The organism is Vibrio sp. 779(2023) (assembly GCF_033344285.1).
Classification (GTDB): Bacteria; Pseudomonadota; Gammaproteobacteria; order Enterobacterales; family Vibrionaceae; genus Vibrio; species Vibrio alginolyticus.
This window is the reverse complement of sequence record NZ_JAWPOM010000008.1, coordinates 135,915-151,399: the sequence shown is the minus strand read 5'-3', so window position 1 is coordinate 151,399 and position 15,485 is coordinate 135,915. Positions and strand designations below refer to the sequence as shown.

At 40.9% G+C, this 15,485-nt stretch carries 16 protein-coding genes; all 16 read left to right on the top strand.

Translation table 11 applies throughout. The features are described 5' to 3' along the window. Positions 1-98: 98 nt before the first annotated feature. The 16 genes from R8O70_RS12475 to R8O70_RS12400 all read left to right on the top strand — a co-directional run bounded on the left by R8O70_RS12475 (position 99) and on the right by R8O70_RS12400 (position 15,304). Entirely contained in the window at positions 99-1,955 is a 1,857-nt protein-coding gene (locus tag R8O70_RS12475; protein ID WP_054574999.1) for a DNA cytosine methyltransferase, read from the top strand. Positions 1,956-2,439: 484 nt separating this feature from the next. Then, positions 2,440-3,513 (top strand): hypothetical protein, encoded by a 1,074-nt coding sequence (locus R8O70_RS12470; protein ID WP_025636739.1) that lies wholly within the window; start codon positions 2,440-2,442, stop codon positions 3,511-3,513. A gap of 514 nt (positions 3,514-4,027) precedes the next feature. After that, positions 4,028-4,513 carry a hypothetical protein gene (locus R8O70_RS12465; protein ID WP_042776734.1) on the top strand — a complete coding sequence of 162 codons (486 nt, stop codon included), beginning with the start codon at positions 4,028-4,030 and terminating at the stop codon, positions 4,511-4,513. 69 nt (positions 4,514-4,582) lie between these two features. Next, entirely contained in the window at positions 4,583-5,278 is a 696-nt protein-coding gene (locus R8O70_RS12460) for a hypothetical protein (RefSeq protein WP_213899636.1), read from the top strand. A 440-nt stretch (positions 5,279-5,718) separates the two neighbouring features. Further along, positions 5,719-6,363 (top strand): hypothetical protein, encoded by a 645-nt coding sequence (locus R8O70_RS12455; RefSeq protein ID WP_025636769.1) that lies wholly within the window; start codon positions 5,719-5,721, stop codon positions 6,361-6,363. Next, a complete protein-coding gene (locus R8O70_RS12450; protein ID WP_025636768.1) occupies positions 6,363-6,656 on the top strand; it encodes a hypothetical protein in 294 nt (97 codons plus the stop codon). The genes R8O70_RS12455 and R8O70_RS12450 overlap by 1 nt, the downstream gene beginning before the upstream one ends. A 464-nt stretch (positions 6,657-7,120) precedes the next feature. Further along, complete coding sequence (locus R8O70_RS12445; protein WP_042776621.1) at positions 7,121-7,513, top strand: hypothetical protein; 393 nt, start codon at positions 7,121-7,123, stop codon at positions 7,511-7,513. A gap of 26 nt (positions 7,514-7,539) precedes the next feature. After that, entirely contained in the window at positions 7,540-7,974 is a 435-nt protein-coding gene (locus R8O70_RS12440; protein WP_078535620.1) for a hypothetical protein, read from the top strand. 502 nt (positions 7,975-8,476) lie between these two features. Then, positions 8,477-9,667: a class I SAM-dependent methyltransferase gene (locus R8O70_RS12435; protein WP_054575002.1), complete on the top strand. Its 1,191-nt coding sequence runs from the start codon at positions 8,477-8,479 to the stop codon at positions 9,665-9,667. An 88-nt stretch (positions 9,668-9,755) separates the two neighbouring features. After that, the gene (locus R8O70_RS12430) at positions 9,756-9,887 is read left to right on the top strand and encodes a hypothetical protein (RefSeq protein ID WP_254919935.1); all 132 of its coding nucleotides are present in this window, start codon (positions 9,756-9,758) and stop codon (positions 9,885-9,887) included. A gap of 184 nt (positions 9,888-10,071) precedes the next feature. Beyond that, entirely contained in the window at positions 10,072-10,503 is a 432-nt protein-coding gene (locus R8O70_RS12425) for a hypothetical protein (RefSeq protein WP_025636572.1), read from the top strand. A 691-nt stretch (positions 10,504-11,194) separates the two neighbouring features. Further along, complete coding sequence (locus tag R8O70_RS12420) at positions 11,195-12,715, top strand: LPD25 domain-containing protein (RefSeq protein WP_139364687.1); 1,521 nt, start codon at positions 11,195-11,197, stop codon at positions 12,713-12,715. A gap of 788 nt (positions 12,716-13,503) precedes the next feature. Beyond that, a complete protein-coding gene (locus R8O70_RS12415; RefSeq protein WP_025636822.1) occupies positions 13,504-13,797 on the top strand; it encodes a hypothetical protein in 294 nt (97 codons plus the stop codon). Between the two features lie 36 nt (positions 13,798-13,833). Beyond that, a complete protein-coding gene (locus tag R8O70_RS12410) occupies positions 13,834-14,043 on the top strand; it encodes a hypothetical protein (protein WP_025636820.1) in 210 nt (69 codons plus the stop codon). A gap of 476 nt (positions 14,044-14,519) precedes the next feature. Then, positions 14,520-15,110 carry a hypothetical protein gene (locus R8O70_RS12405; RefSeq protein WP_139364688.1) on the top strand — a complete coding sequence of 197 codons (591 nt, stop codon included), beginning with the start codon at positions 14,520-14,522 and terminating at the stop codon, positions 15,108-15,110. Further along, positions 15,107-15,304 (top strand): hypothetical protein, encoded by a 198-nt coding sequence (locus tag R8O70_RS12400; protein WP_025636691.1) that lies wholly within the window; start codon positions 15,107-15,109, stop codon positions 15,302-15,304. Before R8O70_RS12405 ends, R8O70_RS12400 begins: the two co-directional genes overlap by 4 nt. The last annotated feature ends 181 nt before the right edge of the window (positions 15,305-15,485 follow it).

The window sequence follows — 15,485 nt, the reverse complement described above, 5'->3', positions numbered from 1 at the left end:
TTTCACAAAGGTTAGTGTTTAAATGTGGTATCTATTTGTTGTTTTTTATATAATTATGACATAGTTAAGGCAAGTGAGATCAATTGCTTGGGGGCAGTATGATAAAGGTATTAGAGAAGAAAGTTTCTCTCCATAGAAATAAACTAAGAGTATTCTTCGAAGGGCAGTATTTACTAATGGCGGGTTTTAAAGGAGGGGCTAAGTTTCAGCTTAAGTCTGACCGTACAAAGAAAGAAATTAAAATAGTTATTGATCGTTTCGGCTCTCGACAAGTGACCAACTCAAGACGAAACGGTAAAGAGCGACCTGTCATTGACTTAAAGCACGCTGATTTAGATATTTTCGGAGACCATGTAAAAGCCTACATCAAAGATGGTGAAATCCGAATTGTCGAATTGCATTCAGTCCAAGAGATTCATGACAGAGAGCTGAGGTTTAAGGATATGACGAGAAATCTTAAGCCATTAAACCATGCCGTATTCAGCTTTAATTCTAATTTGGTACTCCTTTCTAACGAGTTGGAATACAACTCGCCAATAGAGCTGTTTGATCTAAAGAAGAGTAGCATCAAGGCTGAAGTGATTAGCTTACAAGGTGCGCCAGAGGCTAATTGTTACTTTTACTTAATGACTGCCTTCATCAAAACACTTCAACCATCTGCAATTTTTATAGATACACAGTGGACAGAACCTCTTGAAGCCGCATTTTCCCATACTATGAAAAATATGGGGTACGTAAAAAGTGATGAATTGAATGGTTACTTATCTAAAAATATCTCAGGGGCTGAGCTTGGTTCTGCTTCTGTTGAACTAACTCCGGCTTCACTTATCAAGAAGTTATGTCTCGATAGAGTGATAAAGACTTGGAGGAATCTAAAACAAAAAGAGCGTGTTCAGAGAGCTATGTCAAAGTACAAAGCGAATATACCTTTATCCACTTCAGATATATTTAATGGTATAGGGGTATTGTGCTCAAGTATTTCCGATGGACTTAAGCGTAGTAACCTTTCTACTTTCGTAAAGGTAATTGTCGAATCGAGTGAAAGGTACTTCAATGCATGTCTGCAAAATAATCCTGTGTGGGCTGGGGAGGCACCGGAAGAGCAATACGGATTAAATATGCGATTGGAGAGTGTTGATTTGTCCAGAGGTGGTGTTAGAACGGAAGTCAATTCAGGATCGCTGCCTTGCGAAGGGAGTTCCATAAGCGGTAGATCTAAGAACGGAAATAAATTTGCAGAAGCACACAAAAATACAGGCGGGTGTTTTATCGATTTCTTGCACTGGCAGTCGATAACGAATCCAATTATTTCTGTTTTTGAGAATGTTACTTCATTTACTAAATCAAACTCATACGCTGTTATCGTAGATACGTTTAGTAAAGTGTTTGGGTACAACTTTATAAATATGACATTAGCAGGTTCTCAGTTTGGTGCACTTGAAGATAGAAAGAGGCTTTGTGGTATTGGATACTGCAGCTCCTTCAAAGAGGGTTTAAAGGACTTTATGCCCCAAAAGGTAAGGACAACTTATAAATATAGCTGCTTAGCTGATGTACTCGATGATATACCTGAAACTCATGAAAGCTATAAGCCCTATACATATTTAGTGGAAAAGGAAAAGAGAGACATTGCTCAAAAGAAAGGCTTTCGACTCCAGTGGCTTAAGCCTACTGCTACAAAGGTAGGGTGCATAACCAAATCATACCAAAAGTGTCGATCTACCGATCCATTTCTAATCCATAGCAATGGTAAATTAGCTAGGTTATTTACAACTGTTGAACATGCCAAGTGCAAGCAAATACCAGAATCGTTCGTTCGCGATCTGACCGTAGGACTAGCCCACGAATGTTTGGGCCAGTCGGTGATTTACTCGGCCTTTTGTTGGGTTGGTGAATGGGTTGGTAAGTGGCTTAACAATGTGTTAAACACACAATACGAGCGAATGGCGGTATAGAATCTAAATAGAATATCGACCTGCAATAGAGCTCTTTTTTATTGCTGGTTATGAATTTCTCTCCACTAACAGGGGTTCCCCCTAGTCGCCACCGAGGCCCACCCGCCGGACTTACCCCTTGCATTACTAAGTCTCGTTCCTCGCCAAGTATTGCCGCTCATGGCTGTTGTCCACCAGCGCTAGTACGATGCCAACAAACCCCCGTTGTCACCGTCCTAGCAGAATGCTGGTGGCCATATGATTCGCCTTCGGCGAGCTAAAAGCATTTGTATCGCTTTTCTTAACGGCTTCGCCTAAAAAGCTTTCCCTCTGTCGAGCCCCATTGTGGTCCCTTTGTCCAGGCCAGAGTCAATCTAAATAGTTAATTATATTTAACATTTATTTGTGTTTTAATATGGTATTTATTGGGGGTTGTTAGTATAATTAACACATCAAATAAATACGTCAAATCATTTGTTAAACATAGATAGCTTGGGGGCTACAGATGCAAAATTTAGTTAATAAAAAAATCGAGGAATACATTGGAGAAGACAAGGACCTGCTTGAATATAAGAGCCAGCTTGATCCTTCATCAATTGAGCGAGCTTTTAATGGCCAATCTCAATTTCCTGAGCGTCACGCCGCTCAAGCAGTAGTTGACTACTGCAACGCATTACGGACATTCAAAATTTCACTTCATGAGCTGATCAAGTCCACTTCGGAAAGCGCACCATCGAAGGCGTTTAATTGTTCAGTGGAAGAAATTGTTGAAATTGAGTTTGAAGAATTTCAAAGAAAGTTAAAACGCTACTTCGATGAGTACATAAGTGCAGAGTCCAAATGTATCTCATGGCATGTAACAGGGCCAGCGAGATTCCCTGTGGCGAAAGCAGAAAAGGCCAATAAGAATAGTAGGGATAAGCTTAATCAATATGCAGATTATCCTCAGAGAGCCTTAAAAGCCATTGCAAAGAAACTGTTCCCCGATGGGGATGGTTCAGTTGTCAAAATGTCATCAGATAACCCGGTTGAGCAATTAAGAATTAAAATTAGTGAAGCGGAAACAATGCATGGCTACATGAAAATAGCTAATCGTTTAGTGCCAGCTGCATATAAAGCGTCTGAAAATGGAGAGCTTACAGATAATAGTGCTGCTGTACTTGAAAACAAGATGCTTGAACGTGGTATACCTCAAAACCTCCTTAAAACGTTTTTGGAGCCAAATCCAATAGTAAACACTTGGGGACGATTTAGCTTAGCAAACTCAAATGCTAATATCCGACGATTAAAACAACGTTTAGTCGAAGCAGAGCGAGTCGAAGAAAGTCGAAATTCAAACTCATTAGAAGGTGAATTAGAAAATGGAATTAAGCACGGGGTTATTGATGGGCGCATTGGTATTTGGTTAGGTGGTAGGCCACCGAAAGAGGTTACCCAAAGACTAAGAAAGTTTAGCTTCAAATTCTCACCAACCCGAAATAATGCATGGGTTCGCGCTCATACTGTGAATGCTGAGGCGGTATTTAAGAGAGACGTAGTACCATTTCTTGAACAGCTAGATCCTCAAACATTTGATTAAACGCTCCCCAAGCGAAAAGCCCTTGCTTACAAAGCAGGGGCTTTTTTTTGTCCGTATAAATTCAATAAAAGAAATAGAGACCTTGCAAGAAAATTTCTCTCCACTAATAGGGGATACCCCTAGTCGCCACCGAGGCCCACCCGCCGGACTTACCCCAGCATCACTAGGGCTCGTCCCTCACCAAGTTCTGCCGCTCAAGGCTGTTGTCCACCAGCGCTAGTACGATGCCAACAAACCCCCGTTGTCACCGTCCTAGCAGAAAGCTGGTGGCCACATGAATCGCCTTCGGCGAGCTAAAAGCATTTGTATCGCTTTTCTTAACGGCTTCGCCTAAAAAGCTGTCCCTCTGTCGAGCCCCATTGTATCGCCTTTGTCCGGGGTAAAGTCAACCAATATAGTTAAATATACTTAACTATATTTTATGTTTTAATGTGGTATTTTAGAGCGTGTTTTAGTATAATTTCCTTAGTTGCTTATGTAACTATCTATTTTAAAACAATTGCTTGGGGGCAATATGAAGATTTCATCATTCGATAAGAAAGTAGTCATTTCATTACTTAATCAGCTAACACCCGAAAAGACTGAAACATCCACGGAGAGAAACGGCGAAATAGACAAAGTAGCCCTAGCTGTTCGATTAGGGAAAATCCGATTCATTAAACAAGAAGACCAGTATGTAGATTTAAAAGCTCTATCTGGTGACCTATTTGATCCTGATGTGAACATCGATATAAGTAAAGAAGAACTTAAGCGAAGTGAAAGTGCTTTTAGAGTGCGTGTTCATCGTGAAGGTGTTTGGATTGTCGAATCGCAATATTGGACCGGGAGAGCTTGGGAAGGTATCGAAGGTATCTCAAACAATGTTATTTGTGGCTTTGTAGGTGATGACTTTGTTGGCTCTGGATACGAACTGGATTTAGGTCGCGAAGCACTTACTGCATACAATAGCCAACCCCTAGACGCGCTTGGCTTTGTAATTGATCCGTTCCGTCAAGAATAGTAATCGGTAAATCTAACGTGTATAGAGGGCTCAATGGCCCTCTTTTTTAAAAAGTTGCTTGGGGGCAGTATGGACAGAATCGTAAAGATCAACGAAGAAAAGAAGGTACAAGTAAAAAAAGCACTTACACTAGCATTCAAGTGCGTAAATGCTATTCAAGGCAAACGTCTTAGAAGCATCCGAACCCAACCTATTCAGAGCAAATATGGAAATTCCGACAAGGTGCAAGCATGCTGGTACAAACAGGTACGTGAATTCGAAACCAAACTTGGGTACTTACTGGATGATTTAAATACGGTGCTCCCTTACCTGGAGTGGGTCAATCAAGTACAAGATTTAGGAATCAAAAAATCTGAATGCAAAGGCCAACTTTTAGAGGTTGATTACATTACATGTAATCTCCTTACTAATCTGATTTACAAGTGTACCGCTTTTACAGAATCCTCAGAACACCAAGTAGGTCGATTTACATTCCACGAAATACTTCATGAGTTCATAAATTTAATGACTGTAAGGCATGCACTTGTTTACGGGCTACCACCTAAAATTGAAACAGTCTTCCTAAAGATGATCCGCAATAAACAAACAAGCTTTTTTAAGAATGGCTTTATCCCAGATCTGTTTGTTGTTGATGCTTGCAGTGAGATCAATAACACACTTAAAGCCATTAAATGTAGTAAAGATCGCGTATCTACCCACTCTGTAGAGCCTGGGTATAAGCTTACAGCTGAAGAAGCTAGCTACTACGATTTATATATACTGTAGAAAAATTTGACTGGTCATTATGGCCAGTCAAGCGCTCTCCACTAACAGGGGTCCCCCCTAGTCGCCACCGAGGCCCACCCGCCGGACTTACCCCTGCATCACTAGGGCTCGTCCCTCACCAAGTTCTGCCGCTCAAGGCTGCTGTCCACCAGCGCCAGGACATTGCCAACAAACCCCCGTTGTCACCGTCCTAGCAGAATGCTGGTGGCCATTAGAATCGCCTTCGGCGAGCAAAAAGCATTTGTATCGCTTTTCTTAACGGCTTCGCCTAAAAAGCTTTCCCTCTGTCGAGCCCCATTGTGGCCCCTTTGTCCGGGCCAAAGTCAACAAATATAGTTAATTATATTTAACAATCACTTGTGTTTTAATATGGTATTTATGTGTGAGGTTAGATATAATTATTAACAGTTAATCAATGATATACATTGCTTGGGGGCAGTATGGAAAATTTAGCATTAAAGTTAGTACCCGTTTCAGAACAATTTGAATCAGAATCCTTTTATCAAACACCTGAAGAGATCAAGAAGGAGTTCGAGGTCTCCTCAAAAACTTCAATCGCACGTAAATCTGTTAGTGCCCCATTAAAACAGTTTCTCTCACAGTTCCCTCATTTAGTGTCAGCCCCAGCTTTGAACTATGCGAAAGGGCGTGAACAAGAAAGTAAGGACACTCAAGCTATATACGATTTATCAGGTATGTGTGCAGAGTACGATTACACATTTTGTCCTGATCTAGACATTCTTAAAGCGCATTACTCATTTGTATATTGTGGATATTGCACCAATGTATTGCCCCCTTTACCCAGAAAACAGGTCTGGAAAAACCTAGCTAAGCTCTGTAGTCAAGAGGGCGGCATAGTCGTTGTTTCAGCTCGCTCTAATACGGACCGAGGAATTAAGGGAGTACCGGAGTTTGATGGGTTTCGTACACTCCGAGGTACGTATCAAAAAGGATATTTTAAAGATGAGTTGTTTTTTGAGGCGAAAGAAGTCTTTTCCCACGTAATAGAGCTCAAAACAAAGGGCGCATTTAGGATGGTCATTTGTTCACACTCGAACATCAATTTAGACCAAGGGGAAGGCTAATGTTTGATATCAACAACCAATATACAACAGTTGAGCTTAGCACTGGCCATATAAAGGAAGGAGATGTAGTTGCCCTTGATGAAATCTCTAAGGAAGAATTTTCATTAGTAGCAAAACGAAATACGGGCTATTTCATTAAATTGCATACACAACACGATTTAAATATCCGTAAAGAATATTCTGACGAGCTAAATTTTATCCTTTCGAAAGCAGCCCAATTGGGTTTTAAGTGTGTCGAGTTAGATTCAGATGCAGGAGAAGAGCGATCATTGCCGATCTTTGAGTGGTCCTAACCTATAGAATTTAGCCATCGTCTCGGTGGCTAAATTGCTCTCCACTAATAGGGGATACCCCTAGTCGCCACCGAGGCCCACCCGCCGGACTTACCCCTGCATTACTAAGTCTCGTTCCTCGCCAAGTATTGCCGCTCAAGGCTGTTGTCCACCAGCGCTAGGACATTGCCAACAAACCCCCGTTGTCACCGTCCTAGCAGAATGCTGGTGGCCATATGAATCGCCTTCGGCGAGCAAAAAGCCTTTTATCGCTTTTCTTAACGGCTTCGCCTAAAAAGCTGACCCTCTATCGAGCCCTATTGTGTCGCCTTTGTCCGGCCAAAAGTCAATCAATATAGTTAAATATATTTAACTGAAATTAGTGTTGTTATGTGGTATTTAGCAGTCTGTTTGGTATAATGGCTATTATGGATTGGGGCAGAAATGCTTTAATCGTTGATTGATATTCAAGGCTTGGGGGCTTTATGAAAATTATCGTAACTGAAGGTGCATTTAAAGGTTGCAAGGGAGCACTACTTGAAGTGCTAGAAGATGGATTCTCTTATGTAAAACTTGAGACTTCAAAGGGTAGTGAAATTAAAGTAGTTTTGCGGGGCAATGAATTTGACCAATATACGGAGTTTTTAACTTCAGTTCGATTTGGCTCTTCAGAGAGCAAAGCTTTCGTTGTCAGTGCTATCAATCCTAAGCATGCAGCCTATATTGCAGCCCAGAACATTAAAGAGTGTTGTAAGAATGAAAATGTTCATGACTTTTTTGTAGATTTGGTAGCTGACCGGGAATTCAACATCAGTCAAGGATTTCAGTTCTCATCCAAAGAGCTAGAGCAAGATTTGTTTACTGGCTTAACAGCTTAATCTCAAGGAGTAAGAGAGGAATATCCATGCTGAAATATATTGAAAATAGCTTAACTTCAATACCATTGTGCGAATCAAGGTTTTCTTCTGGAGAGGAGGTCATTGTCGTTAATGGTTATGGCTTAGTTCTGCAAGGCTACAAAGTGATAGGTTTCTCACAACCGTGTCAAGAGAGGCAAGCCTATATTCACTTAGATTGGGACTGCTATTGGTTCTCATTACCAGATAGCAGGGTATTTAAAACCTATGAGCTGAGCTCTTTTTATCGTATCTACTCACCAACCAAAGGATTTTTAGGTTTGGACGATGATAACAGCCTGATCTGGCTCAGTAACTCGCAACACAGTGAACTTTACAGTCAAACCACAAAAGACAATTTTTCAGCTACTTCAATGTGTGAAAACGGTGTTGCTGATGCTGTTTATGTTAAAGCATTAGACTCAGAACCTACCAGGGATTAACGCTCCCCAAGCGACCAGCCCCGGCAATATTGTCGGGGTTTTTTTTGTCTCTCGTGTTAATGAATTCATAGAACTAAAATAGAAACTTAAAATTGCTCTCCACTAATAGGGGGTTCCCCCTAGTCGCCACCGAGGCCCACCCGCCGGACTTACCCCTGCATTACTAAGTCTCGTTCCTCGCCAAGTATTGCCGCTCATGGCTGTTGTCCACCAGCGCTAGTACGATGCCAACAAAACCCCGTTGTCACCGTCCTAGCAGAATGCTGGTGGCCATATGATTCGCCTTCGGCGAGCTAGAAGCATTTGTATCGCTTTTCTTAACGGCTTCGCCTAAAAAGCTGACCCTCTATCGAGCCCTATTGTGACGCCTTTGTCCGGGGCAAAGTCAATGTAATTAGTTAATTATATTTTACTTTATTTAGTGTTTAAATATGGTATTTGTCTATAGGGTTAGATATAATTATTACCAGTTAATCAACTAGATATATTGCTTGGGGGCATTATGGAAATTACAACAGTTATAGACGAACAAGGTCTGTCATTCATTCTTTCACAATCATTAGGAAATGTTGAGGTGCTTTATGACTGCGGTTCTTCCGTACTTCTAGACACCCCTAGTAGTGCGGAATACAAAAAAAAATTTGGTGCTAGTCGTCCCTCAAGAGCAGTAGTTGTTCACAGTGATATAAAGCCCAATTGCTTAAAGAGTCAGTTCATTATCAACAATATGAAAATGTCGGCACCCTTAGAAGACACTTTCTATTACCAATGGCTGGAGAGAAATGAGTGCGATACTCGCCAGGTAACAGGCAATAAGATCATTGATAAAGCCAATTTTTTGAACGCTCTTGGTTTCCACCCAGACATTCACTTCCTCAGTGAGGATACTTTGACTGTAATCAAGCATGCACATGACCATTTCTTTTTCAACAAACTTAATGAGAAAGAGCAATCTGATGATCACTCCATTGAACATGAACTGTCATTGCTTCTACCAATAGACAACACACTAGTATTACCTCAAAAGCAGCTGAAGCACTACAAAGCGATAAAGAACTTATTACTTAAGGCTGGAGGCAAATACAAAAAAGGTGCATTTCATTTCGAGTATAGAAACGTAGTTGATATACAAAAGAAACTTATCGAAGGAGAAGAGCTCAATGATAAGAAAAAATACCAAATGTTTTTCTCTCCGGACACTCTAGCAGATGAAATGATGATTGACTTAGATCTCAGGCCTGAACATAGATGGATGGAACCTAGTTGCGGCGATGGTAGGTGTGCAAATCGTATGGCTCGAATTAGTGATAATGGTGTTGCTATCGAGCTGAACCCTCAGAACTTCGACATGCTTAAGCATCATAGATACGCAACTCACTGTATGGACTTTATGGAGTACCCTGAGGGTAATAAGTTCGACCGTATTTTGGCTAACCCCCCATTCAATAAGCACCAGGATATTAAGCATATAAGAAAGATGTTCAATCACTTAGACATCGGTGGCCGCTTAGTTACCATAGCAAGTGATGGAGCGGTTAACGGGACCCGTAGAATTCAAAGAGAATTCCAAGAATGGCTGAAGGAGCTGGGCGCATCGGTCACTAGTTGTAAAGAAGGGACTTTCTCCGAATCTGGTACACAAGTGAAGACTGTAAAAATAGTGATTTCAAAAGGTAAATCTAATGAGTGTTAAATGTATAGCAAGACCTAAAGAAGGCGAGAGCTGTTTAATTACTGGACTAGAGGCATCTAATCTATATTGCTATGGGGAAAATTTTATCTTGAAGGAGTTGGTACCAGCTCCAGCTGATGGTTGGACCTACGAAGATTTAGAGGAGTGCTGCTCTAAGTTTGAATACGATTATGCAGATGTCTATCTAGGCGAGCAATGGATAGGCAGCACAGAAATTTAGTGGTTAATTGAGAATGCCATGGCCTTAGATTTTTTAAGGGCCATGTCACCCCAGGAATTCACTAAAGACGAACAGAGTAATAGAAAAAATACCACAACATAGATGTTATAATGTGGTATTTTAATTCGTGTTTTGTTATACTCTTTACATGGCTTGTTAATAAATTCAATTGCTTGGGGGCAATATGAGACACAATAATATTCTCATTTCTTTTGAAGAAATGAAGCAATTTCTCAAGTTTCATTACAGACATTCACGGCTATATGGCCGTAACAAAGATAATGGCTGGGATGATGGATACGGTGACCGCATTGTAGAGGCTTATCATATCGATATCATTAACGGTAAGCGCTGCTATATCTCCCGGCATGAGCACCAGAAAGCTGATGGCTTAAGTTTCTCTTCCCAGGATGTATTCAACTATATTGGATACATTTCATCAAATGACACCCTCGAGGCTGAGCTTGAAGTGTTAAAAGAAATGCTAGGCACTGACAGTCAAACAGAACCTAAGTTAGGTAAGAGCTCACATGTTACTACTAAAGATTTGGCAAAACAGAAATATGCTATTTACACGAGAATTTTAAGCCTTCGACCTCGAGCTAAAGTTTCTTGAGGATTACCAGTATAAAGTTTTATTTCGTTCGGCAACTAGGAGCTAATCTTATGAGTAACAATATTATCGCTTTCTTATTAATAGCAGTACTTTCTCCCTCGGTCAGCGCGGTGGGTCAAATCGATGAGAACGTGAAATATACCTCAATACCAACGGTTCATCATCTGAACCAAAAGTAGTAGAGATACTTCAAAACCCCTCAAAAAAACTCAGTGTTAAGCACTGAGTTTTTTTTGTCCTGTGAACAAGATATTGAGATGAATTTTCTCTCCACTAATAGGGGTTCCCCCTAGTCGCCACCGAGGCCCACCCGCCGGACTTACCCCTGCATCCCTAAGGCTCGTTCCTCACCAAGTGCTGCCGCTCAAGGCTGTTGTCCACCAGCGCTAGGACATTGCCAACCAACCCCCGTTGTCACCGTCCTAGCAGAATGCTGGTGGCCATATGAATCGCCTTCGGCGAGCAAAAAGCATTTGTATCGCTTTTCTTAACGGCTTCGCCTAAAAAGCTGACCCTCTATCGAGCCCTATTGTGACGCCCTTGTTCGGGCCAAAGTCAATAAATAAAGTTAAGTATATTTTACTATTTATAGTGTATTAATATGGTATTTATTGAGGGTGTGAGTTATAATGTTTTTAAGTTAAGAGAACAACTTATTCTTAATCTATTTTTCCGATGCTTGGGGGCAACGATGATTAAACCAATTTCAGTTACTGTATTATTTTCTGAATCAAAAATGCTTGAAGAGAAAGATTACTCTATCGAAGATTTTGAACAACTTGCTCATGAAGTAGCTGCAAAATGCGAACTAGGGTATGAAAAGACAGATGTTAAGGTAACTTTCGATTCTGGCACGATTTTCAATATTGACCTAAGCCTGGGTCGTGGTTGCGACAAAAGTATAAAAGAGCGCCTAGGGAAGTTGAAATCGTATGTAGAAGAATTCAAGGAGCGATTGACACGAGAAGAGCTGCTTGAGTTTGGTTTTCTAACTAAGGTCGATTTAGAAGATATCGACAACAGCAAGAACAAGGCACTTTATTCCTCTATTATTGCCGAAGAAGCTAAGCGCAAGGAAGAGGAAGAAAAGAAAGCATACGAAGAAAGGCAAAAGCGCATAATGGAACATCGGAAAGCGGTAGAGGCTTTCCAGGACAACTTATCTATCCCTGAAGATGCCCAGGCGGTTATCGTTGCCAAATTTACCTCTATGAGTGATAGATCAGACCCTTATACTGATTATTATGAAACACTAACTAATAGAACCATCATCCTGGCATGGTCAAAGCACACCCGTGATCTATTTTCTGAGATGCGTAAAGCAGCGCTAAACCACCAAGACACCGCAGCCCTATCCGACAAAGAGCTTAGTACAGAGCACAGAGAAAAGTATTCTATGGGACGAGGCTTTTATCTGACAAATAAAGATTACATTCGTTGCGGTATAGAAATTAGGAAGATAGTGCTCAACACGAACGATAAAAAATCAAGTGTTCCTTATGGAGAAATAGCTATTCCAGAAAAGAAGGTTACTGGCAAGAAAACAGAAAACAGTAGTAATCAATCCGAAGTAGACCTTAAGAACTCTATTGTTGGGAAGGCCAAGCCAATTGAGGTGATGCATCACACAAAAAAAGGCCATTTAGTTTTCGTGGTGAACTTCGAAGAAAAACAAAGCCCTGATGTTTTTAAGTCGTTGCTTTCAGTGGCTAAGGAGAACAATGGGTATTACTCAAAGTTTAAATCTGATGGCGCTATCCCAGGTTTTCATTTTACTGACCGTTCGGATGTAAATGGCTTCTTCAAATGCATTGGTATGTTGGCTGATTACTCATGCCTTAACGAGCCATCTAGTAATGGTCAGCAAGACAACTCTACCAAGGAGCCTATCAAGCTTAATCAGGCCGAAGTCGTCAGCGTCGAAAGTGGAAAAGTGAAGGAAGGGCAAGGAAGTAGCTACATCAAATCTATGATTGCCAATAAGAAAAAGCAACATGAAGATGTAAAGAAATGGATTGGATTTACTAAGGTTATCACAGTACAGGTGGGTAGCTTTCCACAGGAACAGATAGATAAGCAGTCATTTCTCGATATGTCAGAGTTGTTCTTAATGTCAGAACCAATCGTTAGTAATAACACTGTGGTTTATAGCTATGAAGATACGATTTTCACACTCGAACTTGAAGCAAACATTAGCTTGAATGTACATTAGACCTGGTATTGGTTTTGGGTTGTTTTTTATGTGGAAATTATATTATTACAATTTAGGTGGGTCAGCAGTAGAGAGAAAGCCTGAACCTCTTTCGCATACTTTAGAAGACAGCCTGAACATTCTCGAGCGAAGGTTTAAAAGCCAATGCCTAACAGAAGTGGTGAAGGCTAAACATTTTTCCTTGTACTCTATCTGTGTCCCCCATAAGGGAAAGAGCAATCAAAAGTCAATTAGTGGAAGATTGCTGGTATATAGAGAACCAGCACCAGAATAACCGCTCCCCAAGCGACCAGCCCCGGCAATATTGTCGGGGCTTTTTTGTCTCTGGTGTACATAAAACCAATCAACTACAATCGAAACATAAAAATTACTCTCCACTAATAGGGGTTCCCCCTAGTCGCCACCGAGGCCCACCCGCCGGACTTACCCCTGCATCCCTAAGGCTCGTTCCTCACCAAGTGCTGCCGCTCAAGGCTGTTGTCCACCAGCGCTAGGACATTGCCAACCAACCCCCGTTGTCACCGTCCTAGCAGAATGCTGGTGGCCATATGAATCGCCTTCGGCGAGCAAAAAGCATTTGTATCGCTTTTCTTAACGGCTTCGCCTAAAAAGCTGACCCTCTATCGAGCCCTATTGTGTTGCCTTTGTCCGGTCCAAAGTCAATCAATATAGTTCAGTATATTTTACCATGTAAAATGTATTAATGTGGTATTTTAGGGCGTATTTTAGTATAATTTCCTTAGTTGCTTATGTAACTATCTATTTGAAAACAATTGCTTGGGGGCAATATGAAAACAGAGTTCTGCAATTACGATAATCTTAAAAAAGTCGCTCAAGGCCAAGCAATGCTCTTTGTTTGGCCAAATGAACTAATCAATAAATCACTCACAACAATTTCTTTTACTGATGAATCTAAAGAACTAGGTCTTCAACCACTACTGATAGACGCATTCACTGCTTCCATACTAGTAAAGGTGTTAGATGCGCTAAGAGAATCAACGCAAGATAAGGTTAAAGAGAGAATTCAAACAGACAGAGCGAACTTCTGTCTGTTCTACGAAAGAGCAATGAGTGTCATCTGACAATCAAGATCATTTGTAAATGTTAGGAGGAAAGACATGTTTAAGTACTTACCAATAGCAGCTTTTCAAGCTGAATCGTTGCCAGAGACGAATGCAATTGCTACTACCCCCGATAAAACTGAATATTATCTAGACATAGCCGCTGCCAAGGAGCTTTCAGTATATGACCAACTGGTAGATATTGAACCAGAAATTGCTACATTGGCTGAAAGCGGCACGGAAGTAATAAACCTAAGTGTTTACTAATTAATGGGTATTTGACCCCAGGTAAGCCGCAATGAGTTAACATTGCGGCTTACCTACTCTCCACTAACAGGGGTTCCCCCTAGTCGCCACCGAGGCCCACCCGCCGGACTTACCCTTGCAATGCTAGGTCTCGTGCCTCGCCAAGTATTGCCGCTCAAGGCTGTTGTCCACCAGCGCTAGTACGATGCCAACAAACCCCCGTTGTCACAGTCCTAGCAGAATGCTGGTGGCCATATGAATCGCCTTCGGCGAGCTAAAAGCATTTGTATCGCTTTTCTTAACGGCTTCGCCTAAAAAGCTTTCCCTCTATCGAGCCCTATTGTGTCGTCTTTGTCCGGGCAAAAGTCAATCTCAATAGTTAACTATATTTAACTTAAATTTGTGTTTTAATATGGTATTTAATGGCGTGTTTTAGTATAATTCCTTTAATTGCTAATGTAACAATACATTCTAAAAAACAATTGCTTGGGGGCAATATGACCAAAACAATAAGCAGCTTATCTATAAGCAAGAGAAAGAAGTACATAACTACCTGCGGAAAGACCATATCGTTGTGCCCTGAAATGCACATCTGTAACTATAATTACATGGATCAATATCGTACTCAGATTGCGAGAAGGAAAGAGCTATTCCAGAAGAATGAAAATGCATATCTCTATTTTTCATACAATCTGGAACCAGGCAGTCCAGTGTATTACTTTTCGAATGGTTACAATGGGATTCACATCGATGACGTAGACCGGGAGGACTGTCTATTCTTCGGTATTATCCTCACTACTCAGATCATAGAAACGGACCTACTCATCATTTTTTTAATGTCTAAGATGCTGGTCAAAAAGAAAATCAGAGAAGGGACATATGTCTATGGCATTCATGACAAGACACTACCAGGACAGCTAGCACACCACGAAGTCGTATGGGATAAGCGCAAACAACTTTTCAACGATCATTCTGAAGTAATTAAGAAAATAAATGAGATTCATAGCTACCTTACAAGCAAGGAGATATTAGAGCTCCATAAGGAGGCCGTTCATCATTCAATCACTGCTAGTAAGGAGAATGTATGAGATTAGTAGGATTAAAGGTATTCAATAAAGATAAAGTATTAAAAGGGAAGGTTACCCAGCAATACACATCCAGTACTGATGATAGGGAGGTGCTACTAATCAACGATGATTATGAGATCTGTATAGAGCAGGTTGATTACATACTCTTCACTCTAAAGCCGGATGAGCGTGGTGAGCATCTAAGAATAAAATAACCCTATGATAGCGGCTCAGGTCCGCTATCGAGCCTTAAGCCAGAAGAAAACATAATATCAGTCTCTTTCAATATCAAAGCTCTCAATAGACTACCAAAATTACATGTGTATAAATGTGGTATTTAACTCGGCCACTTGCTATAATATATAATAGTTGTTAGCAATTGCTTGGGGGCAATAT